This is a genomic window from Herbiconiux aconitum (assembly GCF_024979235.1).
GTDB lineage: Bacteria > Actinomycetota > Actinomycetes > Actinomycetales > Microbacteriaceae > Herbiconiux > Herbiconiux aconitum.
Genome location: NZ_JANLCM010000002.1, coordinates 197,999 through 220,047, shown reverse-complemented (window position 1 = coordinate 220,047; position 22,049 = coordinate 197,999). Strand labels below are relative to the sequence as shown.

Below are 22,049 nucleotides of genomic sequence, written 5' to 3'. Positions count from 1 at the left end.
CTTGTGCTGAGCGACTACGCTGGAATCGATCAATCTCACGGAGGAGCATCAATGTCATCGACTGCTGGAACCGCCAATATCGGAGTCGTCGGAATGGCGGTGATGGGGTCGAACCTGGCTCGCAACCTCGCCAGCCGTGAAGGCAACACCGTTGCGATCTTCAACCGTTCGCCCGAGCGCACCCGCAAGCTGATGGCGGAGCATCCGGAGGCCGGCTTCGTGGCATCGGAGTCGATCGACGACTTCGTCGCGTCGCTCGCCAAGCCCCGCACCGCGATCATCATGGTGCAGGCGGGCGCCGGCACGGATGCGGTGATCTCCGAGCTCGCGGAGCGCTTCGAGCCGGGCGACATCATCGTCGACGGCGGCAATGCGAACTTCCACGACACGATCCGCCGTGAGAAGGACATCTCGGCGAAGGGCATCCACTTCGTCGGCACCGGCATCTCGGGCGGTGAGGAGGGCGCACTCAACGGCCCCTCGATCATGCCCGGCGGAACCGCTGAGGCCTACAAGACGCTCGGCCCGATCCTCGCGTCGATCGCCGCGGTCGCCGAGGGCGAACCGTGCGTCACCCACATCGGCACCGACGGCGCCGGCCACTTCGTGAAGATGGTGCACAACGGCATCGAATACGCCGACATGCAGCTCATCGCCGAGGCCTACGACCTGCTCCGCACCATCACGAAGCGCTCCCCCGCCGAACTGGCCGAGGTGTTCACCGCCTGGAACTCCGGCGACCTCGAGTCGTACCTGATCGAGATCACCGCCGAGGTGCTGAAGCAGGTCGACGCGAAGACCGGCAAGCCCTTCGTCGACATCGTGCTCGACCAGGCCGGCGCCAAGGGCACCGGCGCGTGGACGGTGCAGAACGCACTCGACCTCGGCACCCCCGTCGGCGGCATCGCCGAAGCGGTGTTCGCCCGCTCGGTGTCGTCGCACCCCGAGCAGCGTTCGGCCGTGCAGGCCACGATCACCTCGCGACCCACCGTCGTGGAGGTCGATGTCGACACCTTCGCCGACGACATCCGCGCCGCCCTCTACGCATCGAAGGTCGTCGCTTATGCGCAGGGCTTCGACGAGATCATCGCCGGCGCCAAGCAGTACGGCTGGGACATCGACAAGGGCGCCGTGGCGAAGATCTGGCGCGCGGGCTGCATCATCCGCGCCCAGTTCCTGAACCGCATCGTCGAGGCCTACCAGAACAACCCCGACATCACCTCGCTGCTCGAAGACCCGTACTTCGCCTCGGCTGTGGCCTCGGGCGAAGAGGCCTGGCGGCGTGTGGTCTCGACCGCCGCGCTGTCCGGCGTGCCGGTGCCTGGATTCGGCTCCGCTCTGTCGTACTACGACTCCCTCGCCTCGAAGCGCCTCCCGGCCGCCCTCGTGCAAGGACAACGCGACTTCTTCGGAGCACACACCTACAAGCGCGTCGACGAAGAGGGCGTGTTCCACACCCTCTGGTCGGGCGACCGGTCGGAGATCGCTACGGAGCCGTCTACCCACTAGCTGTGCTAGCTGCCGGGAAGGCCGTGCTTCGCGCGACCTTCCCGGTCCGCGCCGGTCCCTGCCCGTCGCGGGCGACATGTTCGGGTGCGGTCGCTGGCGAGGCCGCGCCCTCACCCTGGGTCGTCGAGTAGGGCCTGTTGCCTGCGATCTCGTGCGGGGGCTGCCCGGGGGCTCGACTCGGGCCCAGCGCGTGGGGCCTCGTGCGGTGTCGGCGCGGGAGTCAGTGGCGGGAGCCTACGGAGGCGATCAAGGGGCGCCAGAAGAAGCTGAAGTCGTCGGTGGGGGCACCCAGTTGATGCTGGGTGAAGACGGCGGCCACGAGGTCGCGGTCGGGATCGACGTAGGCGCTCGTGCCGGTGCCGCCGGCCCAGCCCCAACGGCCGGGTGAACGCCACGGCTCCTCGGCGAGGGCCACCGCACGGAAGGCGTCGGCATCGAGGCTCTCGCCGGGCCGCGGAAGCAGGTCGACGCCGGTCTGCCAGCCCCAACCGTATCCGGGCCCTCCCATCTCGGCGAGTCCGATCCGCTGACCGTCGGTGAGCTGGTCGCTCGTCATCCGGATGCGCTGAGCTCGGGTGAGAAGGGCGTCATCGTCGACCGCCACGAGGAATCGCAGGAATTCGGGCACGGTCGAGACGAGTCCGCCACGCAGTGACTCCATGAGGGGCGGATGCGAGAACGCGGTCACCAGACCCTCGGCGACGACGAGGTCTGCCGGCATGGTCGCGGCTTCGGCGCCGTTACCCGGCGCCCCTTCTCGCACGCGGTAGGGCGTCGGGAGTGGGCCGGGAACGAAGAACGTCGTGCTCGCCAGGCCGAGCGGATCGGCGACGCGAGTGCGCACGAGATCGCCGAGCGTGCCGCCGGATGCCCGGGCGAGCAGGATCGAGAGCACGTCGGCCGCCGTGTCGTAGGCGAAACGGTCGCCGGGCTGGCGAGCCAACGGCAGCGAGCCGAGACGGGCGGCGAACTCGTCGGGCGTGAGCTGTGCCGGCACCGGGCCGGTGGCCACCCCGGCGTCGGCCATCGCACGGGTGAGAGGCGTCTCGGGGAACGGGAAGGCGAACCCTGCCGTCATGGTGAGCAGGTCGCTGACAGTGATGGGTCTGTGGGCCGGGACGGTCTCGTCGAGCGTCGCGTCAGGGCTCACCAGCACACGTGGCTCGGCGACCTCGGGCAACCATCGATCGATCGGATCATCGAGCGCGAACACCCCTTCGCCGAGCAGCATGGTCGACAGGGCGCCGGCGACGAGCTTGCCGAGCGACGCGACGCGGAACGGTGTGCCGGTGGTCATCGGCGGCGAGCCGGGATCGAACGAGTACCGCCCGGTCGCGAAGTACTCCGTCTCACCTCGGTGGCGGATGCCTGCCACGATGCCGGGTGCGTATCCGTCGGCCACGCACTGCTCGAGCGACTGCCGGACCTCGTCGAAGGCTCTCATGCTGTCTAGACCGGCTCTTCGGCCTTCACCCGTTGGCCGACGACCGCGGAGACGCCGTCTTGGCGCATCGAGACGCCGTAGAGGGCATCCGCGATCTCCATGGTGCGCTTCTGGTGGGTGATGACGATGAGCTGGCTCGTCTGGCGCAGATCTTCGAAAATGGTGAGCAGCCGACCGAGGTTCGCGTCGTCGAGCGCCGCCTCCACTTCGTCCATGATGTAGAAGGGACTGGGGCGGGCCTTGAAGATCGCGATCAGCAGGGCGACCGCAGCGAGCGACCGCTCCCCACCGGAGAGCAGCGACAGACGTTCGATCTTCTTGCCCGCGGGCTTGACCGAGACCTCGATTCCGGTCGTCAGCATGTTCTGCGGGTCGGTCAAGTGGATCGAGCCCGTGCCGCCCGGGAACAGGATCGGGAACACCTGGGCGAACGCTTCCTGCGTGTCGGCGAAGGCGCTCTCGAAGATGGTCTGCATCCGGTCGTCGATCTCTTCGATGATCGTGAGGAGGTCTTTGCGGGTGTTGGTGAGATCGGTGAGCTGCTCGGTGAGGAACTTGTGGCGCTGCTCAAGCGCGTCGAACTCCTCGAGCGCCAGCGGGTTGACCCGGCCGAGTTCGGCGAGCTTGCGCTCGGCCTTCGCGAGCCGCTGCTGCTGCTCCGAGCGCACGAAGGGCCGGCCGACCGGTGCGGATCGTTCGTCGGCCGCGGTGGCAGGCCCTGTGACGAATGCAGGGGCGTCTTCGTCGTCATCGGAGTCCGCTGGTTCGAGCTCTGCCGTCGCCGCGGCCACAGCCGCCGCGCTGGTGTCGATGGACGCGACGTCGTTGTCATCCGGAATCCGCTGGTCGGGGCCGTATTCGGCCACCAGCACGTCTTCGACGAGCCCCAGCTCGGAGCCGGCACGCTCGAGCAGACTCGACAGGTGGAGCTTCTTCTCGTAGATCTGCAGTTCGAGCCCGTGCACGTTCTCGGTGATCGCCTGCAGTCGTTCCCGGAGCGCCGCCTCGTCTCGCCGGAGTCCCAGCAATTCCTCGTTCTGTTCGGCGCGCTCCGCTTCACGCTGAGCGAGTTGCACCTTCGCCTCACTCACCGAGCGGTCGATGGATTCGAGCACCGGTGGCAGGGACTCGACCACATCGGTCGCCGCCTCGATCTGCCGACGTCGGATCACTGCCCGACGCGCCGCGGCTTCCGCGGCCGCGCGGTCTGCCTCGAGCTGCTTTTCGAGGGCGGTGGTGCGAGCCTGCTCGGCCCGCACCCGTTCGCGGGCGGTCTCGACGCCCAAGCGCGATTCGACCTCGCGGTCGCGTGCCGCTTCGAGCTCGGCCAACAGGCCATCTCGAGAACTGACATCGAGGATGGGGCGCGGGCGTTCGCGCACGGCTTCGAGCTCGCCTCGCGCCTTGTCGGCGGACTGCTCGGCTTGGCCCACCGCATCCTGAGCGAGCTGCAGGGCCTTCTGCAGGCGCTCGAGTTCACCCGTGCCGGCCTCGACCTGCGCCTTGAGGCGGCTCAGCTTCTCGGTGCGGGCCGCGAGCTTCGCGTCGTATTCGCGCAGCGCCGAGAGGGCAGCCTGCGACTGCTCCTTGGCGACCTGGGCGATGCCCCGCTGTTCGGCCAACGCGAATCGGGCCCGCTCGATGAGGGAATTCTCCTCATCGAGCGCAATCGCCGCCGAGTCACGCTCGGCCACCAGTTCGATGCGCGATCGGGTCGCGCCCGATCCGCCACGCAGGATGTATCTCGTGAGCACCTCGCCGCTGCGGGTGACCACCGTCAGTCCCGCTCCGGCTGACGGCTCGAGAGCCCGCCAGGCGCGGCGGGCGGCGTCGAGGTCGTCGGCGACGACCATCGACGCCAGCACGCCGAGAACGCCGCCCGGAGCGGTGACGACCGAGGTCGCGGCCACGATGCCGTCGATCTGCACGAGGGCATCTTGCCCGAGCGTGGCTTCGGGAGTCGAGTCGGCGATGATCAGCTCCACCCGGCCCATGTCTCCTTCGGCGGCGGCGTTGGCGGCGTTCACGGCCGACTCGACCGAGTCGGCCAGCACGGCGTCGGCGAGGGTTCCGAGTGCCGCGGCGATCGCCGTCTCGTAGCCCGGAGTGACTTTCACGTGCTCGGCCACGAGCCCGCGGATGCCGTCGAGACGTGCAGCGACGAGTTCGGCCGATCCGTCTTTCTGATCGAGCGCCATCGTGAGCGCACTGGTGCGTGCCGCGAGGGCGTCGCGCTCTCGCTCGTGGGTATGGAGTTGTTCGCGCAGGCGTTCGATCTCGGCGTCGGCTTCGAACACCTGCGACTGGGCGAATTCGTACGCCTCGTCGAGATCGGTCTCGTCGACCTCGCCGATGGCCGCCTCTGCCTCGGCCCGCGCGAAGTCGGCCTGCGCCGTCTCGCGCCGCGCAGCCGCGGCGTCGAGGGCGTTCTGCTGCCGCAGCACCTCGCCGCGCACCGTGGCCAGGCGGGTGTTGGCCGACTCGAGTTGCCCCGTCAGCTTCGAGAGCTCGAGGTCGTGCTTCGAGACGAGGGAGCTCTGATAGGCGATCTGCTCGTCGAGCGCGTCGAGGGAGCCGCGTGCTCTCGTGGTGACGACTTGTGAGGCCTCCCACGCTGTCTGGGCTGCGGCCACCTCACCGTGCAGGCGCAGAACCTCCGCCTTCGAGTCGCTCACCATGGCGGGTGTGACGCTGGGGCCCGCATCCGGAACGCTCTCCTCGCTGCCGAGCAACGCGAGCCTCTGGTTGGCGAGGTTGTAGAGGTTGCGCAAGCGCTCCTGCACCGATTCGAGACCGAAGCTGGTGCGCCGGGCGAGATCGACGGCGTCGCCGACCTGCGCCTGCTCGAGTCTGTTGATGCGCAGCTGGTTCTGTTCGAGTCGTTCCTGCAACACGATCCGCTCGGTGTGGCGTTCGCTCTCGCTGCGGGAGTGCGCATCCAGAGCCGTGCGCAGACCCACGATCTCGTCGGCCAGCAGCCGCGCACGGGCGTCGCGCACGATGGCGGCGATCGACTGCGCTTCTTTCGCGATCTCGGCCTGCCGGCCGAGCGGCCTCAGTTGGCGTCGGATCTCGCCCGCGAGGTCGCTCAACCGCGTCAGGTTCGCCTGCATCGCCTCGAGCTTGCGCTGCGTCTTCTCTTTGCGCCGGCGGTGCTTCAGGATGCCGGCCGCCTCTTCGATGAATCCGCGCCGACCCTCGGGAGTCGCGTGCAGCACCGCATCCAGCTGCCCCTGGCCCACGATGACGTGCATCTCGCGGCCGAGCCCGGAATCGGAGAGGAGCTCCTGCACGTCGAGCAGCCGGCAGCTGTCGCCGTTGATGGCGTATTCGCTGCCGCCGTTGCGGAACAGGGTGCGGCTGATCGTGACCTCGGAGTACTCGATCGGCAACGCGCCATCCGCGTTGTCGATCGTGAGCGTGACTTCGGCGCGACCGAGCGGACCCTTGGTGCTCGTGCCGGCGAAGATGACGTCTTCCATCTTGCCGCCGCGGAGTGTCTTGGCGCCCTGCTCCCCCATCACCCAGGCCAGGGCGTCGACGACGTTGCTCTTGCCCGAGCCGTTCGGGCCGACCACGCAGGTGACGCCGGTCTCGAACGCGAAGGTGGTGGGGTTGGCGAAGGACTTGAATCCCTTGAGGGTCAAGCTCTTCAGATACACGCGCCGCCTCTCATCCTGCTCTCGCGCCTCCGGTGTGCACTACGGTATCGAATTCCGCACCGCTTCCCGTGCAGTGACTGGCCTCGCGGCCTCATCGGGCGCGCAACACGCAGAACTCGTTGCCCTCGGGATCGGCCAGCACCACCCAGGTCACGTCGTCTCCTTGACCCACGTCGGCCCCGGTCGCGCCCGCTGCCAGCAACCGCGCGACCTCGGCCGACTGGTCGTCGGGCCGGAAGTCGAGGTGCAGACGGTTCTTCAGCGACTTCTTCTCGGGCACCGGCACGAACAGGATGGCTGGCTGCGCCTCGGCGTGCGGAGCGATCTCCACCTCCTCCTCGTCGTCGGCCTCGAAGGTGATGGGCCAACCGAGCGCCTCGCTCCACCAGTGGGCGAGCTCTCGGGGGTTCTCGGAATCGATCACGATCTGTGTCCAGGTGAGTGTCATGCCCACCACGGTAGGCGGCATCCGCACCGCCCGGGAAGGGGTGTGGACAAGCCGCGGCGCCGCCGAGGTTCTCCACAGCCTTACGCTGGAGAGGACGCGAAAGGAATCCCGGATGGCCCTGAAAGCGCTGGTCTCGCCCGGCCCGGAACTGACCCGCGAGGAGCTGGTGCGCTACGCCCGGCAGATCGCACTCCCGCACCTCGGACTCGAGGGGCAGCGACGCCTGAAGGATTCGCGGGTGCTCGTGCTCGGCGCGGGCGGTCTCGGCTCCCCCGTGCTGCAGTACCTGGCCGCCGCCGGCGTCGGCACGATCGGGATCGCCGACTCCGACGTCGTCGAGGTGTCCAACCTGCAACGGCAGACCATCCACACGGATGCGCGGGTCGGCGAACGCAAGACCGCCTCCGCTGCCGCTGCCGTGCGCGCACTCAATCCCCTCGTCGACGTGATCGAACACGACGAGGAGGTCACCACCTCGAACGTTCTCGAACTCGTCTCCGAATACGACGTCGTCGTCGACGGAACCGACAACTTCGAGGTGCAGTACGTGGTCGACGCCGCCTGTGCGCTCGTCGGCAAACCGCTCGTCTGGGCATCCGTTCTCCGTTTCGACGGCCAGGTGACGGTGTTCTGGGCGACCGCCCCCGACGGCCTCGACCGCACCCTCGACGACCTCTACCCCGAGCAGCCGGATGCCGACCCCGCCGAGTCGTGCTCCGTCGCCGGCGTGCTCGGCCCCGTCTGCGCAGCGCTCGGCGCCGTCATGGCCACCGAGACCCTCAAACTGCTCGGCGGTTACGGCGAGCCGCTCCTCGGCCGCCTGCTCGTTCACGACGCGCTCGACGCGTCGTGGCGTGAGGTTGCGTTCGGGCACGCCACTCCGCGTGCCAAGGCAGCGAATATCGGGGAGCCCTACAGCGTTTCCCTCCAGGGACCGGCCGCAACCGGCCCCGCGACCAAGCTCTTCGAAAGGCAGTCCGTGACCGACGCATCCGCTCTCCCCACCTCTCCCGCTCCGCTCGCCTCGATCTCACCGACCGAGCTGAAGGACCTCCTCGACGCCCGCGAACGCGGCGAGGCGGACTTCGTGCTCGTGGATGTGCGCGAGCCGCACGAACACGCTCTCGTCGCGATCGACGGTGCTGAGCTCGTGCCGCTCGGACAGATCCTCAGCGACGCCGCCCGCGAGATCCTGCCGCCCCAGGAAAGGGTGATCATCCACTGCCACCACGACGCCCGCTCCCAGCGCGCCGCCGCCGCACTGCGCGAGAACGGATGGGACGACGTCGTGTTCGTGCGCGGCGGCATCGACGCCTGGGTCACCGATGTGGAGCCCTCGAAGCCGCGGTACTGAGTTGGTTTTGCGCGCCGCCGCTGCTGCGGCGCGCCTTGCGGTGAGGTAATGGGGCTGGAGTTCGGGCCGCTCTCACCGCTGCGCGCGACGTCACGCCGCCGCACACAGCCGACACCCGACGCCGCCGCTGCTGCGGCGCGCCTTCCGGTGAGGTGTGCTCTCACCGCTGTGCGCGACGTCACGCCGCCGCGCACTGCTGACACCCGGCGCCGCCGCCGCTGCGGCGCGCCTTGCGGTGAGGTGATGGGAAGGTGGAGTCGCGCCGCGGGTCAGCCGCCGGCGAAGGGCGGGAGGATGTCGAGTTCGTCACCGTCGCTCAGAACGACGGTGCGATCGGCGGTCGCGTGACGGTTCAGGATGAAGGAGCACCGGTCGAGCACGGTCGTCGCAGCAGCGACATCCGGTGCACCGGCGGCCAGCTGGCCCATCAGCTCGTCGATCGTGACTCCAGAAGCGTCACTCTGCTGCTCGGCCGCGCCGAGAGTCGCCTTCGCCGCGGCGAAGGAACGGATGCGGATGCTCACTCAGCCGCCGATCGCGCTCATCGGGCGGTCGGGTTGCGCGAATCCGGCTTCGTTCATGTGATGTCCGGACGGTTTCGCCCACATCGCTCCGCGCCACAGGTCGGCCAGTTCAGCGTCGTCGGCGCCGGCGCGGAGAGGACCGAGCAGATCGGTCTCGGTGTGCGAGAAGAGGCAGCTGCGCACCGCTCCCTCGGCCGTGAGGCGAGTGCGTCGGCAGTCCGCGCAGAACGGTTCGCTGACCGATGCGATGATGCCGACGAGGCCGAGCACGGGCCCGTCGGGGCCGTCAGCCCGCTCCCGCACCTGGAACAGCTCCGCCGGGGCACCGTCGCGGGGCGCGTCGTCGGGGCTCAGCAGGTAGCGCCGGGTCAGCCGCTCCCGGATCTGGGCCGCCGTGATCATCGATTCGCGCTCCCAGGTGTGATCGGCGTCGAGCGGCATCTGCTCGATGAAGCGCAGCTGGTGGCCGCCGGCCAGCGCCCATTCGAGCAGTTCGACCGCCTGGTGGTCGTTGATCCCCGGCATCAGCACGGCGTTGATCTTCGTGGACGTCAGCCCCGCGGCGCGCACGGCGTCGATGCCCGACAGCACCCGGTCGAGGAAGGGGCGGCGGGTGATCTTCGCGAAAGTCTCCGGGTGGATCGAATCGAGCGAGACGTTGATCCGGTCGAGGCCCGCCTCGGCGAGCGCCGTCGCACGGCTCGTGAGGCCGATCGCGTTCGTCGTGAGTGAGATCTCAGGGCGCGGATCGAGGGCGGCGACCGACCGGATGATCTCGACCAGGTCTTTGCGCAGGAGCGGCTCACCGCCGGTGAAACGCACCTGTCGAACCCCGAAGTCGGTCACCGCGATGCGCGCGAACCGCGTGATCTCCTCGAGCGACATCAGCGCCGGAGGTGCGAGGAACGGTAGGCCCTCCGCCGGCATGCAATAGGTGCAGCGGAGATTGCAGCGGTCGGTGAGCGAGATGCGCAGGTCGGTGGCTTCGCGGCCGAAGCGATCGATGAGTCCGGATGCCGCGGGCCGCTCGCCCGGGAGGCTCACCGCCGGGCGCGCTCCGACGGACGCGGTCGAGGGGCCCCGCGGCCCGGCCGAACGCGGCTGCGGCATTCCCAGAACGACAACCATGCTGAGAGCCTACGCGCCGAGACTGCGTGGCGGACGAGGACTCGACGATGTCGGGTCGTCGGGCGCGTCAGTGGCGCGTACGGAACGCATCCCGACGCGCCAGGATCGCGTTAGGGCCGCCCGACGCGTCGTTCCACAGGCGTAGAGCTGAGACATGCACAGCCATACCGTCTCCGGACGCCTCGCCTCCGGACACCATCGATGACCCTCACCACGATCATCCCGTCGCTGCGACGCAGCATCCCCGACCCCCTCTCCACCGATCGGTGGCCCGAGCACACCGTCGCCACGACGACCGATGTGCTCGTCGCCGGCATCTCCCTGCTCCGTCTGGTCGATCTCTGCGGCACACCCTGCGTGCACACCGCAGCCTCCGTCGTGCCGGGTACCCACGGGCGCCCCTCGCCCACCGGTCAAGCCTGCGTGGTGGTCGTGCGCATCCTGCAGATCGAGCCGATGCCGGTGACCCCGTCGGCGGGCACGGCACCCGTTCTGCGGGTCGTCGTCGACGGCGACCTCGGACACGCGCATCCGGTGGCCAGCGAGGCGCGGCTGGTCGGCCGAGTGTCGACGGCTCGCCACGTGCTCGCGACCTGCCTCGCGAGCGATCAGGCAGCCGATGCCGCGGAGTCCGCTCTCGCCATTCCGGTGCCGGAAGACCTCTCGGTCGGAGACCTGATCGCGGTTCCCTGCGTGGGCACCGTACCGCTGCGGGCGTTGCGGGAGCACTGAGCCCCACCGGTCGCACGAGAGCGATCCCGTGCGACCGGTGCGCGGCACCCGCGACCGTGCCGACAACGATGGTGCAGACTGGGACGATGCGCACGATCGAGCACCATCGGAGCGACGTGACAACGCTCGTCGGCGGTATCTCAGGCGCCCTCGAGGCCGAGATCCTGACCGTCTCCGGCGACGCGTTGACGGCTCATCCGGAGCGTTACGCCCATCGTGTCCTGGCATCCGACGTTCTCTCCCCCTCGAGCCTCCCGGCTTTCGACAACTCGCAGATGGACGGATTCGCCGTACGATCCGCCGACCTCGGCGCGGCAACCGCCGGCTCACCGGTCACCCTCCCTGTAGCAGCCCGGATCGCCGCAGGCGACTCCTTCGCCCGGCATGCCCCGGGCACGGCGACGCCGATCATGACCGGAGCAGCGGTTCCCGAGGGAGCGGACGCGGTGATCCCGGTCGAGTCGGCCGATCCGCCGGTCTTCCCGGCCGCCGCGGCCGCGGCCTCGGTGCGCTTCGGCCGACCCGTCGCGCCGGGCGCCTTCGTGCGGGTCGCCGGTTCGGACATCACGAGCGGACAGATTCTGCTGCGTGCCGGGAGCCGGCTCGGGCCCGCACAGTTCGGCGTGGTCGCGGGCACCGGCGCCACGTCGGTGCCGGTGCGCCGGCGGCCACGCGTGCTCCTCGTGTCGACCGGTCACGAGATCCGCGACCCCGGGTCGGAATTGCAGCCGGGCCAGATCTTCGACGCGAACACCGTGGCTCTCACCGCCGCTTTGCAGAGCATCGGATGCGCGGTCACCGCGATCCCGTGCCGTTCCGACGACGCGGCCGATCTTCTCGAGATCGTCGTTCGGGAAGCGCCCGGCATCGATCTCGTCGTCACCGTCGGCGGCGTGAGCGCGGGCGCGCGTGAAGTCGTGCGCGACGCCTTCGAGAAACGAGGCGTGCGCTTCGAGAAGGTGGCCGTGCAGCCGGGCGGCCCGCAGGGCTTCGGGCTCGCGAACCTCCCCACCCCCGTTCCGGTCGTGTGTCTGCCGGGCAATCCGGTGAGCGCCCTCGTCTCGTTCGAGGCCTTCTTGCGGCCCGCGATCCTCTCGGCGCTCGGCGTCACCGATCCGCTCCGCGAACTGCGACACGGCCGTGCGGCGCACGCGTTCGAATCCCCGGCTTCGGCGCATCAGCTGCGCCGCGGAATCGTGCACGACGACGGCACGCTCGAACTCGTCGGCGGACCGTCGAGTCATCTCCTGCACTCCTACGCCGAATCCACGGTGCTGGTGCACGTTCCGGTGGGTGTCTCGACCGTCACGGCGCGCGATGAGCTCGACTACTGGAGGATCGATGGCTGACGGCACTGAACTCACCCACATCACCGCCGACGGATCGGCGCACATGGTCGACGTCTCAGGCAAGGCGACGACCAAGCGGGTCGCCACAGCGCAGGCGGTCGTCCGCACCCGGCCCGAGGTGATCGGCCTGCTCATCGCCGGCGACCTGCCCAAGGGCGAACCGCTCGCTGTGGCACGGGTCGCCGGAATCCTGGCGGCGAAGCAGACCTCGAGCCTCATCCCGCTCTGCCACCCCCTGCCCTTGTCCGGCGTGACCGTGGAATTTAGCACGGACGAGTCGACCATCCGGATCGAGACCTCCGTCAGCACGACGGGCGTCACGGGGGTCGAGATGGAAGCGCTGACGGCCGCGTCGGTCGCGGCGCTGACGCTGTACGACATGATCAAGGCCGTCGACCGGGGAGCGACGATCACCGACATCGAGGTGCTTTCGAAGTCGGGCGGCGCGAGCGGCGAATGGACCCGGGCATGACGGGGCACACCGAGCACAGCGAGCACGCCGAGCACCGCGAGTCGGCCCCGAGCGGAGCCGTACGTGCGCGAGTCGTCGTGGCGTCGAATCGTGCCGCCGCCGGCGTCTACGAGGACACCACCGGGCCCGTGATTCTCGATTGGCTCGCCGCACGGGGGTGGCCGGCGACCGTTGTCGTCGTGCCCGACGGCGAACCGGTGGGGCAAGCCCTGCGTGAGGCGGTCGGTGACGCGATGGCGCTCGTCGTCACGACCGGCGGCACGGGCGCCTCGCCCACCGACCGCACCCCGGAGCAGACCCGGGCCGTGCTCGACTTCGAGCTGCCGGGGGTCGTGGAGGAGATCCGGAGGGTCGGTGCGGTGAAGACGCCGCTCGCGATCCTCTCACGCGGACTCTGCGGGGTCGCCGGTCGCACCCTGATCGTCAACCTGCCTGGCTCGTCGGGCGGCGTGCGCGACGGACTCTCGGTGCTCGACGGGGTGCTCGACCATCTGGTGGATCAGATTCATGGGGGTGACCATGCCAGACACGACTGACATCGCAGAGCGTGTGCGCTTCGCCCGGGTGTCGGAGACCGCCGTCTCCGTCGAAGAGTGCGCCGCTGCTGTCGAAGGGCCGGGATCGGGTGCCGTGGTGACGTTCGCCGGCGTCGTGCGGGACCACGACGAGGGGCGCGGTGTGCTCGCCTTGAGTTACAGCGCGCATCCGAGCGCCTCCGAGGTGATCCGCACGGTCGCTCTCGAGGTGGCGCGCACGCATCCGGCCGTCGTGCTCTCCGTCGCCCATCGGGTCGGCGATCTCACGATCGGCGACATCGCCCTGGCCTGCGCCGTCGCATCTCCCCACCGCGCCGAGGCCTTCGCCGCGTGCGCCGACCTCGTCGACGAGGTCAAGGCGAAGGTGCCCATCTGGAAGGAGCAGTCCTTCGACGATGGAACGACGGAGTGGGTCGCTTCGATCGGCTGACCACAGAAACCGCACCAGCAGATTCGAACGGAGCACCACGTGGACTTGAACACCATCGGGGCGATCGTCCCGGCTCGTCGTCGCGACGATCTGGTCGCACTCGGCGCGACCTCCGCTCCGCTCGCGGGCGGCTCGTGGCTCTTCTCCGAGCGGCAAGACCACCTCACCGCGCTCGTCGATCTGATGACGTTCGACTGGCCGTCGCTCACCGTCACCGAGACGGGCCTCGAGGTGGCGGCGACCTGCACCCTCGCCGAGCTCGCGTCGATGCCCGACGATCGGGGTTGGCCGGCACATCCGCTCTTCTTCCAATGCTGCACCGCCCTGCTCGGCTCGTTCAAGGTGTGGAACGTCGCGACCGTCGGAGGCAACATCTGCGCGTCGCTGCCGGCCGGGCCGATGACGTCGTTGTTCTCGTCGCTCGATGCCGACGCACTGGTCTGGCGCGCTGACGGCACCGATGAGCGGATTCCCGTGGCGTCTTTCGTGACGGGTAACGGCCGCAACGCACTGCGAGACGGCGACGTGCTCCGAGCCCTGGAGGTGCCGCTGACCTCGCTGCAGGCACGCACGGCGTATCGCAAGATCGCCTTGTCGCCGCTCGGGCGCTCGGGAGCCGTGATCATCGGGCGGCTCGACGCCGACGGCGCTTTCATCCTCACGGTGTCGGGCGCGACGCTCCACCCCGAACAGCTCCGTTACGCGACGCTCCCCGAGCCGACGCAGCTCACGAGCGACGTCGAACGGATCGAGACCTGGTTCACCGATCCGCACGGCGCGGCCGATTGGAGGCGCGCTGTGTCGGCGCTCCTCGCACGAGAGATCCTGGACGAGCTGTCCACACCGGATGCCGGTCCGGCGACCGAGACGGAGGTCGTGCGATGAAGTTCGTGATGAACGGAGAGCAGTTCGATGCGACCCCCGCGCCCGGGCAGTGCCTCCGCACCTTCATCCGCGATCAGGGGCATTTCGAAGTCAAGAAAGGCTGCGACTCGGGAGACTGCGGCGCGTGTTCGGTGATCGTCGACGGAACGCCGGTGCACTCGTGCGTCTACCCCGCCTGCCGCGCCGAGAACCGGATCGTGACCACGGTGGCCGGCCTCGGCGATCCCGACGATCTGAGCGCCGTGCAACAGAGCTTCGTCGACAACGCCGGGTTCCAGTGCGGCTTCTGCACGGCCGGCATGGTCGTGACCGCGACCACGCTCGCACCCGAGCAACTCGACGACCTGCCGCGCCTCATGAAGGGCAACCTCTGCCGCTGCACCGGGTATCGGGCGATCGAGGCGTCGATCCGTCACGGTGTCTGCGAGGCCGCAGCCCTCCGCGGCGGCGAGCACGCGGGCGGAGCGGGTTGCGAAGGGCTGTGCGGGCAGGTGCGGAGCGCCGAGCGTTCGGTGTCGCCTGATGCTGGTATCGCTGCCGCAGCCGTGACGGTGGGCACGTCGGTGGGTGCGCCGGCCGGTCGCCGGATCGTCAGCGGACGCGAGCCCTACACCCTCGACGTGGCTGTTCCCGGCGTCACGCACCTGAAGCTGCTGCAGAGCCCGCACGCTCACGCGCGGGTGCTGTCGATGGACACGCGGGCCGCCGCCGCGCTGCCGGGGGTTCACGCCGTGCTCACGGCCGCAGACGCGCCGGCCACGTTGTACTCCACCGCGCGCCACGAGTTCCGCACCGACGACCCCGACGACACACGGGTGTTCGACACCGTCGTGCGATTCCGCGGGCAGCGGATCGCCGCGGTCGTCGCCGACTCGGTCGCCATCGCCGAAGCCGCCTGCCGACTCATCGATGTCGAATACGAGCTGCTCCCCGCGGTGTTCGATCCGGAAGAGGCGCGACAGCCCGGTGCTCCACTCCTGCACGCCGACAAGGCACCCGCCGAATCGCGGGTGGCGGAGCCGGAACGCAACGTGATCGCATCCGTGCACACCGAGATCGGCTCGCTGGCCGAGGGGATGCGCGCAGCCGACGTGCGGGTCGCCGGTACCTGGCAGACCCACCGCGTGTCGCACGCAGCACTCGAGACACACGCCACGATCGGCTGGATCGACGACGACGATCGTCTGGTTCTGCGCACGAGCTCGCAGGTTCCGTTCCTCGTGCGCGATGAGATCAGCCACATCTTCGGTCTCGAACCCGACCGGGTGCGGGTGTTCACCGCGCGGGTCGGCGGCGGGTTCGGCGGCAAGCAGGAGATCCTCACCGAAGACGTGGTGACGCTGGCGGTTCTGAAGACGGGCCGGCCCGTGCAGTTCGAGTTCACTCGCAGCGACGAATTCGCCCTGGCTCCGTGCCGCCACCCCATGCGCGTCTCCGTCGAGCTCGGAGCGACCGACGACGGCAAGCTCACCGCAATCTCGGTCGACGTTCTGAGCGACACCGGCGCCTATGGAAACCACGGCCCGGGCGTGATGTTCCACAGTGTCAGCGAGACCGTCAGCATCTACACCGCACCGAACAAGAAGGTGGATGCGGAGGTCGTCTACACGAACAACATCCCCTCCGGAGCGTTCCGGGGCTACGGCCTCGGTCAGGTCGTCTTCGGCGTCGAATCGGCGATGGACGAGTTGGCGATGAAACTGGGCCTCGACCCGTTCGAACTCCGCCGGATCAACGCGGTGCGGCCCGGCGAACCGCTCGTCGCCTCCCACGTGGAAGGCGACGACCTGATCTTCGGCAGCTACGGGCTCGACCAATGCCTCGATCTCACGCAAGGCGCCCTGGCACGAGGCAACGGTGTCCAGGCGCCCGAAGGCCCGGAGTGGACGGTCGGCGAGGGGATGGCGGCGACCATGATCGCGACTCTCCCGCCGCGCGGTCACTTCTCGCAGGCGAGCGTCACCCTGCAGGCCGATGGCGGATACCTCATCGCCGTCGGTACCTCCGAATTCGGCAACGGCACGACGACGGTGCACACCCAGATCGCCTCGAGTGTGCTCGGAACGTCGGTCGATCGTGTACGCATCCAGCAGTCCGACACGGATGCCGCGAAATACGACACGGGGGCGTTCGGCTCGGCGGGGATCGTGGTGGCCGGCAAGGCGTTGCACGCCGCGGCCCTTGCCCTGAGGGCCGATGTGCTGCGCGTCGCCTCGGAGCTCGCCGGCGTGGGTGGCGCGACCGGTGGTGCGACCGGCGCCGGAGAACTCGTCGCGGAGGGGGTCCGGTTCGGAGGCCGCCTCGTCACACTGACCGAGATCGCCGCCGCAGCCGGCGGCTTCCTGACCGCCGAGGGCTCGGAAGACGGGTCGAAGCGTTCGCTCGCCTTCAACGTGCACGGCATGCGCGTCGCGGTGAATTCGGCGACCGGCGAGGTGCGGATTCTGCAGTCCGTGCAGGCTGCCGACCCCGGGTTCGTCATGAATCCCCAGCAACTCCGGGGCCAGGTGGAGGGTGGCGTCGCGCAGGCGATCGGGTCTGCTCTCTACGAGGAGATGATCCTCGACCAGGGGCTGGTGACGACGCAGGTGTTCCGGAGCTATCACGTGCCGCAGCTGGTCGATGTTCCGGCGACGGAAGTGTATTTCGCCGAGACGGACGACGAGGTCGGACCGTTCGGGGCGAAGTCGATGAGCGAGGCTCCTTACAACCCCGTCGCCGCCGCGCTCGCGAATGCGGTGAGCCGCGCGACCGGCGTTCGTCCGCATGAACTGCCGATCTCGCGGGATCGGGTCTGGAGGATGCTCAACACCTGAATCAGAAGAGGATGCGACACCTGGATCAGAGGAGGCTGCGACACCCGCCTTACCGGAGGGTTCGACGCGCAGCCGTCGCGACCACCTCGGCCAGACGCTCGAGGGAACGGGTGCGGAGTTGCCACTGCTGCCAGTAGAGGGGCACCTCGACGGCACCGTCCGAGTCGAGATCGACGAGGGCCGGGGCCGACGGGAGAGCGTTCCGCGGGTCGCTCTGCAGGTCGGGCACCATGCCCCACCCGAAGCCGAGCCGCACAGCGGCGACGAAATCGCCCGACGCCGGCACGTAGTGGCGCGGCGGGTCGACCGCACCGGGCACGCGCGAGCGGAGGTACGCATCCTGCAGTTCGTCGCGGCGATCGAAGACCACGACCGGTGCGTGCGCGAGCGCTTCTGACGTGATTCCATCGGGGAACCACGTCTCGGCGAAGGCCGGACTTGCCATCGGGCGGTAGCGCATCGAGCCGAGGAGGGTCGACGAGCATCCCTGCACCGGATACGCCACCGCGGTGATCGCGGCCATCACGGTGCCCTCACGAAGCAGTGCGGTGGTGTGCGCCTCATCTTCGCGGTAGAGGTCGAACACCATCGCGTCGGAGAGTTCCGCGAGTGCCGGCAGAATCCAGGTCGCGAGAGAGTCGGCGTTCACGGCGATCGGCATCCGCACGGGATTCGGATGCGGAGCCCGCCCCTGCCCGCCACTCCCCTCGCCGGCCCCCGCGCCGTCGGGGCCGCCGAGGCCGCCGAGGCCGTCGGGCCCGTCCGCATCACCGAGCCCGCGCACGGCATCCCCGGCCAGCGTCTCGATCTGGCGGGCCAGGAGCAGGATCGCCTCACCGGATTCCGTAGCCCGCACCGGCTTGCTGCGTTGTAGCAGCACCCGACCGACCGTGCTCTCGAGCGCTTTGATGCGTTGACTCACCGCCGAGGGCGTCACGTTCAGCGCGCGGGCCGCCGCTTCGAAAGTGCCCTCGGTGACGGCCGCGCTCAAAGCGGCGAGTTGTGCGAGATCGAGTTGCATGATTAGGCAATCTAATGGAGCAACAGAATAATTAGCTGGATTGTTCGAAAATAGCCGCCTACGGTCGAAGAGTGCCCACCGCCCTCGACCCCCTCGCGACCCTCGCCGGATTCGGCTTCGGCCTCTCGCTGATCGTCGCCATCGGCGCCCAGAACGCCTTCGTGCTGAGGCAGGGGCTGCTTCGCCGGCACGTCTTCGCCGTCGTGGCGATCTGCGCACTCTCGGACGCGCTGCTCATCGCCATCGGCATCAGCGGCGTCGGCCTCGCGATCGACCGTGTCCCCGTGTTGATGACCGTCGTGCGGATCGGTGGCGCGGCCTTCCTCACCGTGTACGGCATCCTCGCGGCACGGCGTGCCTTGCGCCCTTCCGCCCTCGCGCCCGAGGCCGACCGCACCTTCGCGGGGCTCGGCGCCACGATCCTCACCTGCCTCGCACTCACCTGGCTCAATCCGCATGTCTACCTCGACACCATCGTGCTGCTCGGCTCGGTCGCGAACTCGCACGGCGACGCCCGCTGGCTCTTCGGACTGGGCGCGGGCATCGCGAGCATCGTCTGGTTCGCGGCGCTCGGCTACGGAGCCCGGCTCCTCCGTCCGGTCTTCGCGCGCCCGCTCGCGTGGCGCATCCTCGACGGAATCATCGCGCTCGTGATGTTCGCGATCGCCGTGTCGTTGATCCTCGGCATCTGACGATTGGGAGCCTGACGAGCCCCGCCAGAATCCGCAATTCTTGGTGCAACCGGCAATTCGTTGTCGACGGCCGAGGGGCCCCGCCCCTACGCTGGGGGCGTGAAGGTGCAGCCGGGGGACGAACGCGACACCAGCTGGGAGCGTGTCGAGTCGGTCTTCCGCGTGTTCTTCTACTCGGGAGACGGCCCGTTCACCACCGAGACGCACGACGTGAGCGACACGACGTTCATGGAGGCGCTGGCGTGGGCCGAGCAGTCCGCGGGCAAAGACCGGTTGTTCTCGATCGCTTTGCTGGCCGAGGACTCCTACGGCGCGAAGGGGCTGGTGTGGCTCGTCGGGATCGACGCGAACAGCAGCCCGCACGACACCGTGGAGCGGCGACTCTACAACGAGCTCGACCGGCAGCCGAAGTCGTTCATCGAACGCGGTCGCCGCGCGCGGATGTAGCGCAGCCGCACGCCACTGCGCCGCACGCGCGCGTCGTCACCGACCGAGCAGCTCCCCCACCGCCGTCGTCACACGACGCGCCACATCCGCCTCGGAAGCGCGCACCAGCGCTCCGTCGCGCACGACCTCGCGACCGTCGACGAGCAACAGAGCCAGGGGCGGCTGCGCCCCCAGCGTCAACGCGGCGACCGGATCGACGATGCCCGCGTGCTCGACGCCGTCGACCTTCCAGAGCGCCAGGTCGGCCAGCTTGCCGACTTCGATCGACCCGAGCTCCCGATCCCGGCCGAGCACGCGCGCGCCGCCCATCGTCGCGAGGTAGAGGCCCGAGCGGCCGCTCATCCCGTCGGCACCGGCACGCAGCCGATTGACGAGCACCGACATCCGGATCTCGGTTCCGAGCTGGCCGGATTCGTTCGACGCCGAGCCGTCGACCCCGAGTCCGACCGGCACACCCGCCGCGAGAAGCTGCGGGATCGGTGCGATGCCCGCCGCGAGTCGCGCATTCGAGGAGGGACAGTGCGCGACACCCGTGCCGGTCGCGGCGAATCGCGCGATCGCGTTCTCATCGAGGTGCACGCAATGCGCCATCCAGACGTCGTCGCCGAGCCAGCCGAGTTCGTCGAGGTACTCCGTCGGCGTGCGGCCGAAACGCTCGAGGCAATAGGCGTCTTCCTCCACCGTCTCCGAGCCGTGCGTGTGCAACCGCACATCGAGTGATCGAGCCAGCACGGCGGCTTCGCGGAGCAGATCCGAGGTCACCGAGAACGGCGAGCACGGAGCGATGGCGATCTTGACCATCGCCTCCCGCGAGGGGTCATGGAACCGGGCGACCGCATCCGCACTCGCCTGCAGAGCGTCGGCGGTGGTCTCCACAGCGAAGTCGGGTGGGAGCCCGCCCTGAGACGCGCCGAGATCCATCGAGCCCCGCGTTCCGTGGAGTCGCACGCCGAGCGTTCCCGCCGCCTCGACGATGCCGCCGAGGATGTCTCCGGCTCCTCGCGGGAACACGTAGTGGTGATCGCCCATCGTCGAGCAACCCGAGAGCGCCCCCACGGCCATGCCGCCGAGGGCTCCGGCGTGCACCGTGCCGGCGGTGATCTTCGACCACGTGGGGTAGAGGGTCGTGAGCCAGTCGAAGAGGATCGAATCCTGCGCGATCCCGCGAGTCAGCCACTGGTAGAGGTGATGGTGGGTGTTGATGAGGCCTGGCGTGAGGAGATGCCCGGCTCCGTCGATGCGAGTGACCGAGCGGGTGGACGACGCTGTCGCGGCCACCGCGGCGACGCCGGGCGGCGCCTGACCCGCACGCGCCCACTCCGGCGACCGTCCCGCCCCGACGGCGACGATCTCCCGGCCGTCGACAACGACGTGCCCGGAGTCGTATTCCGTTCCGGCTATGTCAATGGTGGCGATGTAGGCGTTCTCGATGACGATGCGCTGATCAGAACTCACTCACGGCCTCCACGGCACTCGAACGGTGGATGGGTCCCTCCGTGGACCCGAGCGAAGCGCCGGTGCGCCCGGTGCGCACGGCGAGGATCTCCGAGAGGATCGAGACGGCTGTCTCCTCCGGCGAGGAGGCGCCGATGTCGAGCCCGATCGGCGAGTGCAGCGCCGCCAGCGCCGCCCGGTCCAGGCCACGGTCGAGCAGCGCGCGAACCCGCCGGTCGTGCGTCGCGCGGGATCCCATCGCCCCGACGTAGGCGACGGGAAGCGAGAGAGCCACTTCGAGCAGCGGGATGTCGAACTTGTCGTCGTGGGTGAGGATGCACAGTGCCGTGCGCTCGTCGACCGGGGTCTGCGCCAAGTAGTCGGAGGGCCACTGGTTGACCACCTCGGCCGCGGGAAAGCGCTCGGGCGTGGCGAAGACGGGTCGGGCGTCGCAGACGGTGACGCGGTAGCCGAGCGCCGCAGCGGCATTCGACAGGGCGACCGAGAAGTCGACCGCGCCGAAGATGATCATGCGGGGCGGCGGTGCACTCACGAGGAACACGACGTCGACGGTCTCGCCGTCGCACTCGATGCGGCGCCGCACCGAACGACCGGCCTGGACAGCAGCGCCCAGCTCCGCCACCACCTGGGCGCGAGCACCGGATGCGACGGCATCGCTGCGCGCGGCCAGCACCTCCACCGCATCTCCCGCCCCGACCAGGGCCAACCCGGCCGGGTGGCGGTCGCGGGCCCGCTCGAGCTCGCTGCGAACCGCATCGGGGAGCGCGTTGCGCGCACCCGGAAGCCCGATCTCCTGCACGAAGACGCGCAAGCGGCCACCGCACGCGAGCCCTACCGCGAAGGCGTCGGCGTCGGTGAACCCGAACTCGCAGACCTCGGCTTCGCCGGAGGCGAGCACCCGCCCGCAGGCCTCGTACACCGCACCTTCGACACAGCCGCCCGAGATGCTGCCGATCACCCGACCCTCGTCGTCGACCGCCATCGAGGTGCCGAGCGCGCGCGGAGCACTGCCGTCGACGCCGATCACCGTGGCGACGGCGAGTCGATTCCCGGCGGTCAACGTGGACAGCAGGGCAGAGGCGAGTTCGAGCATCCGTCCCTCCGATCCACGGTCTGAGAGCACGAGCCCAGGGCCCGGCGTCATC

Annotated in this window: 19 protein-coding genes; 11 read left to right on the top strand and 8 right to left on the bottom strand. The window is 69.3% G+C overall.

The genetic code is table 11. The features are described 5' to 3' along the window. Positions 1–51: 51 nt before the first annotated feature. Positions 52–1,509 carry an NADP-dependent phosphogluconate dehydrogenase gene (gene gnd / locus N1027_RS12610; RefSeq protein WP_259508396.1) on the top strand — a complete coding sequence of 486 codons (1,458 nt, stop codon included), beginning with the start codon at positions 52–54 and terminating at the stop codon, positions 1,507–1,509. Positions 1,510–1,729: 220 nt separating this feature from the next. Here the strand turns inward: gnd and N1027_RS12605 are convergent, their stop codons facing one another. The 3 genes from N1027_RS12605 to N1027_RS12595 all read right to left on the bottom strand — a co-directional run bounded on the left by N1027_RS12605 (position 1,730) and on the right by N1027_RS12595 (position 7,063). Continuing rightward, on the bottom strand, positions 1,730–2,953 hold the full coding sequence (locus N1027_RS12605; protein WP_259508394.1) for a serine hydrolase domain-containing protein: 1,224 nt from the start codon (positions 2,951–2,953) through the stop codon (positions 1,730–1,732). A gap of 5 nt (positions 2,954–2,958) precedes the next feature. Beyond that, positions 2,959–6,615: a chromosome segregation protein SMC gene (smc, locus tag N1027_RS12600; RefSeq protein WP_259508392.1), complete on the bottom strand. Its 3,657-nt coding sequence runs from the start codon at positions 6,613–6,615 to the stop codon at positions 2,959–2,961. 91 nt (positions 6,616–6,706) lie between these two features. Continuing rightward, entirely contained in the window at positions 6,707–7,063 is a 357-nt protein-coding gene (locus N1027_RS12595) for a VOC family protein (protein ID WP_259508389.1), read from the bottom strand. A 112-nt stretch (positions 7,064–7,175) separates the two neighbouring features. Between N1027_RS12595 and moeB the strand changes: the two genes are divergently transcribed. After that, a complete protein-coding gene (gene moeB, locus N1027_RS12590; RefSeq protein ID WP_259508388.1) occupies positions 7,176–8,417 on the top strand; it encodes a molybdopterin-synthase adenylyltransferase MoeB in 1,242 nt (413 codons plus the stop codon). 269 nt (positions 8,418–8,686) lie between these two features. On the opposite strand, the gene N1027_RS12585 is transcribed toward moeB, so the two are convergent. Together N1027_RS12585 and moaA are read right to left on the bottom strand one after the other, a co-directional pair. Beyond that, on the bottom strand, positions 8,687–8,941 hold the full coding sequence (locus N1027_RS12585; protein ID WP_259508386.1) for a MoaD/ThiS family protein: 255 nt from the start codon (positions 8,939–8,941) through the stop codon (positions 8,687–8,689). Beyond that, positions 8,942–10,069, bottom strand: a complete 1,128-nt coding sequence (gene moaA, locus N1027_RS12580) for a GTP 3',8-cyclase MoaA (RefSeq protein ID WP_259508385.1) — start codon at positions 10,067–10,069, stop codon at positions 8,942–8,944. It abuts the gene before it with no gap. Positions 10,070–10,270: 201 nt separating this feature from the next. Between moaA and N1027_RS12575 the strand changes: the two genes are divergently transcribed. From N1027_RS12575 to N1027_RS12545, 7 genes are all read left to right on the top strand, one after another. Further along, positions 10,271–10,801: a hypothetical protein gene (locus tag N1027_RS12575; protein WP_259508383.1), complete on the top strand. Its 531-nt coding sequence runs from the start codon at positions 10,271–10,273 to the stop codon at positions 10,799–10,801. 86 nt (positions 10,802–10,887) lie between these two features. Continuing rightward, complete coding sequence (locus N1027_RS12570; RefSeq protein WP_259508381.1) at positions 10,888–12,150, top strand: molybdopterin molybdotransferase MoeA; 1,263 nt, start codon at positions 10,888–10,890, stop codon at positions 12,148–12,150. Beyond that, positions 12,143–12,622 carry a cyclic pyranopterin monophosphate synthase MoaC gene (gene moaC / locus N1027_RS12565; protein WP_259508379.1) on the top strand — a complete coding sequence of 160 codons (480 nt, stop codon included), beginning with the start codon at positions 12,143–12,145 and terminating at the stop codon, positions 12,620–12,622. Before N1027_RS12570 ends, moaC begins: the two co-directional genes overlap by 8 nt. Continuing rightward, the gene (locus N1027_RS12560; protein ID WP_259508377.1) at positions 12,619–13,158 is read left to right on the top strand and encodes a MogA/MoaB family molybdenum cofactor biosynthesis protein; all 540 of its coding nucleotides are present in this window, start codon (positions 12,619–12,621) and stop codon (positions 13,156–13,158) included. Before moaC ends, N1027_RS12560 begins: the two co-directional genes overlap by 4 nt. Continuing rightward, positions 13,142–13,588: a molybdenum cofactor biosynthesis protein MoaE gene (locus tag N1027_RS12555; protein ID WP_259508375.1), complete on the top strand. Its 447-nt coding sequence runs from the start codon at positions 13,142–13,144 to the stop codon at positions 13,586–13,588. Before N1027_RS12560 ends, N1027_RS12555 begins: the two co-directional genes overlap by 17 nt. A gap of 39 nt (positions 13,589–13,627) precedes the next feature. Then, a complete protein-coding gene (locus tag N1027_RS12550) occupies positions 13,628–14,473 on the top strand; it encodes an FAD binding domain-containing protein (protein ID WP_259508372.1) in 846 nt (281 codons plus the stop codon). Next, a complete protein-coding gene (locus N1027_RS12545) occupies positions 14,470–17,289 on the top strand; it encodes a molybdopterin-dependent oxidoreductase (protein ID WP_259508370.1) in 2,820 nt (939 codons plus the stop codon). The genes N1027_RS12550 and N1027_RS12545 overlap by 4 nt, the downstream gene beginning before the upstream one ends. A gap of 49 nt (positions 17,290–17,338) precedes the next feature. Here the strand turns inward: N1027_RS12545 and N1027_RS12540 are convergent, their stop codons facing one another. Beyond that, positions 17,339–18,310 (bottom strand): LysR family transcriptional regulator ArgP, encoded by a 972-nt coding sequence (locus tag N1027_RS12540; protein WP_259508368.1) that lies wholly within the window; start codon positions 18,308–18,310, stop codon positions 17,339–17,341. Positions 18,311–18,381: 71 nt separating this feature from the next. On the opposite strand from N1027_RS12540, the gene N1027_RS12535 reads away from it, so the two are divergent. Both N1027_RS12535 and N1027_RS12530 read left to right on the top strand, forming a co-directional pair. Next, positions 18,382–19,002, top strand: a complete 621-nt coding sequence (locus N1027_RS12535) for a LysE/ArgO family amino acid transporter (RefSeq protein WP_259508366.1) — start codon at positions 18,382–18,384, stop codon at positions 19,000–19,002. Between the two features lie 99 nt (positions 19,003–19,101). Beyond that, positions 19,102–19,449, top strand: coding sequence for a hypothetical protein (locus N1027_RS12530; protein ID WP_259508364.1), 348 nt, complete (start codon positions 19,102–19,104; stop codon positions 19,447–19,449). A 36-nt stretch (positions 19,450–19,485) separates the two neighbouring features. Here the strand turns inward: N1027_RS12530 and N1027_RS12525 are convergent, their stop codons facing one another. Further along, positions 19,486–20,904 carry an 8-oxoguanine deaminase gene (locus N1027_RS12525; RefSeq protein ID WP_259508361.1) on the bottom strand — a complete coding sequence of 473 codons (1,419 nt, stop codon included), beginning with the start codon at positions 20,902–20,904 and terminating at the stop codon, positions 19,486–19,488. After that, the gene (locus tag N1027_RS12520; RefSeq protein ID WP_259508359.1) at positions 20,894–21,997 is read right to left on the bottom strand and encodes an XdhC family protein; all 1,104 of its coding nucleotides are present in this window, start codon (positions 21,995–21,997) and stop codon (positions 20,894–20,896) included. Before N1027_RS12520 ends, N1027_RS12525 begins: the two co-directional genes overlap by 11 nt. Positions 21,998–22,049 lie beyond the last annotated feature (52 nt).

Coding starts and splice junctions, on each gene's coding strand:
- N1027_RS12595 (WP_259508389.1), bottom strand. CDS start 7,063: ATGACACTCACCTGGACACAGATCGTGATCGATTCCGAGAACCCCCGA.
- N1027_RS12520 (WP_259508359.1), bottom strand. CDS start 21,997: ATGCTCGAACTCGCCTCTGCCCTGCTGTCCACGTTGACCGCCGGGAAT.
- N1027_RS12575 (WP_259508383.1), top strand. CDS start 10,271: ATGACCCTCACCACGATCATCCCGTCGCTGCGACGCAGCATCCCCGAC.
- gnd (WP_259508396.1), top strand. CDS start 52: ATGTCATCGACTGCTGGAACCGCCAATATCGGAGTCGTCGGAATGGCG.
- moaA (WP_259508385.1), bottom strand. CDS start 10,069: ATGGTTGTCGTTCTGGGAATGCCGCAGCCGCGTTCGGCCGGGCCGCGG.
- moeB (WP_259508388.1), top strand. CDS start 7,176: ATGGCCCTGAAAGCGCTGGTCTCGCCCGGCCCGGAACTGACCCGCGAG.
- N1027_RS12545 (WP_259508370.1), top strand. CDS start 14,470: ATGAAGTTCGTGATGAACGGAGAGCAGTTCGATGCGACCCCCGCGCCC.
- N1027_RS12555 (WP_259508375.1), top strand. CDS start 13,142: ATGCCAGACACGACTGACATCGCAGAGCGTGTGCGCTTCGCCCGGGTG.
- N1027_RS12560 (WP_259508377.1), top strand. CDS start 12,619: ATGACGGGGCACACCGAGCACAGCGAGCACGCCGAGCACCGCGAGTCG.
- N1027_RS12605 (WP_259508394.1), bottom strand. CDS start 2,953: ATGAGAGCCTTCGACGAGGTCCGGCAGTCGCTCGAGCAGTGCGTGGCC.
- N1027_RS12570 (WP_259508381.1), top strand. CDS start 10,888: ATGCGCACGATCGAGCACCATCGGAGCGACGTGACAACGCTCGTCGGC.
- moaC (WP_259508379.1), top strand. CDS start 12,143: ATGGCTGACGGCACTGAACTCACCCACATCACCGCCGACGGATCGGCG.
- N1027_RS12540 (WP_259508368.1), bottom strand. CDS start 18,310: ATGCAACTCGATCTCGCACAACTCGCCGCTTTGAGCGCGGCCGTCACC.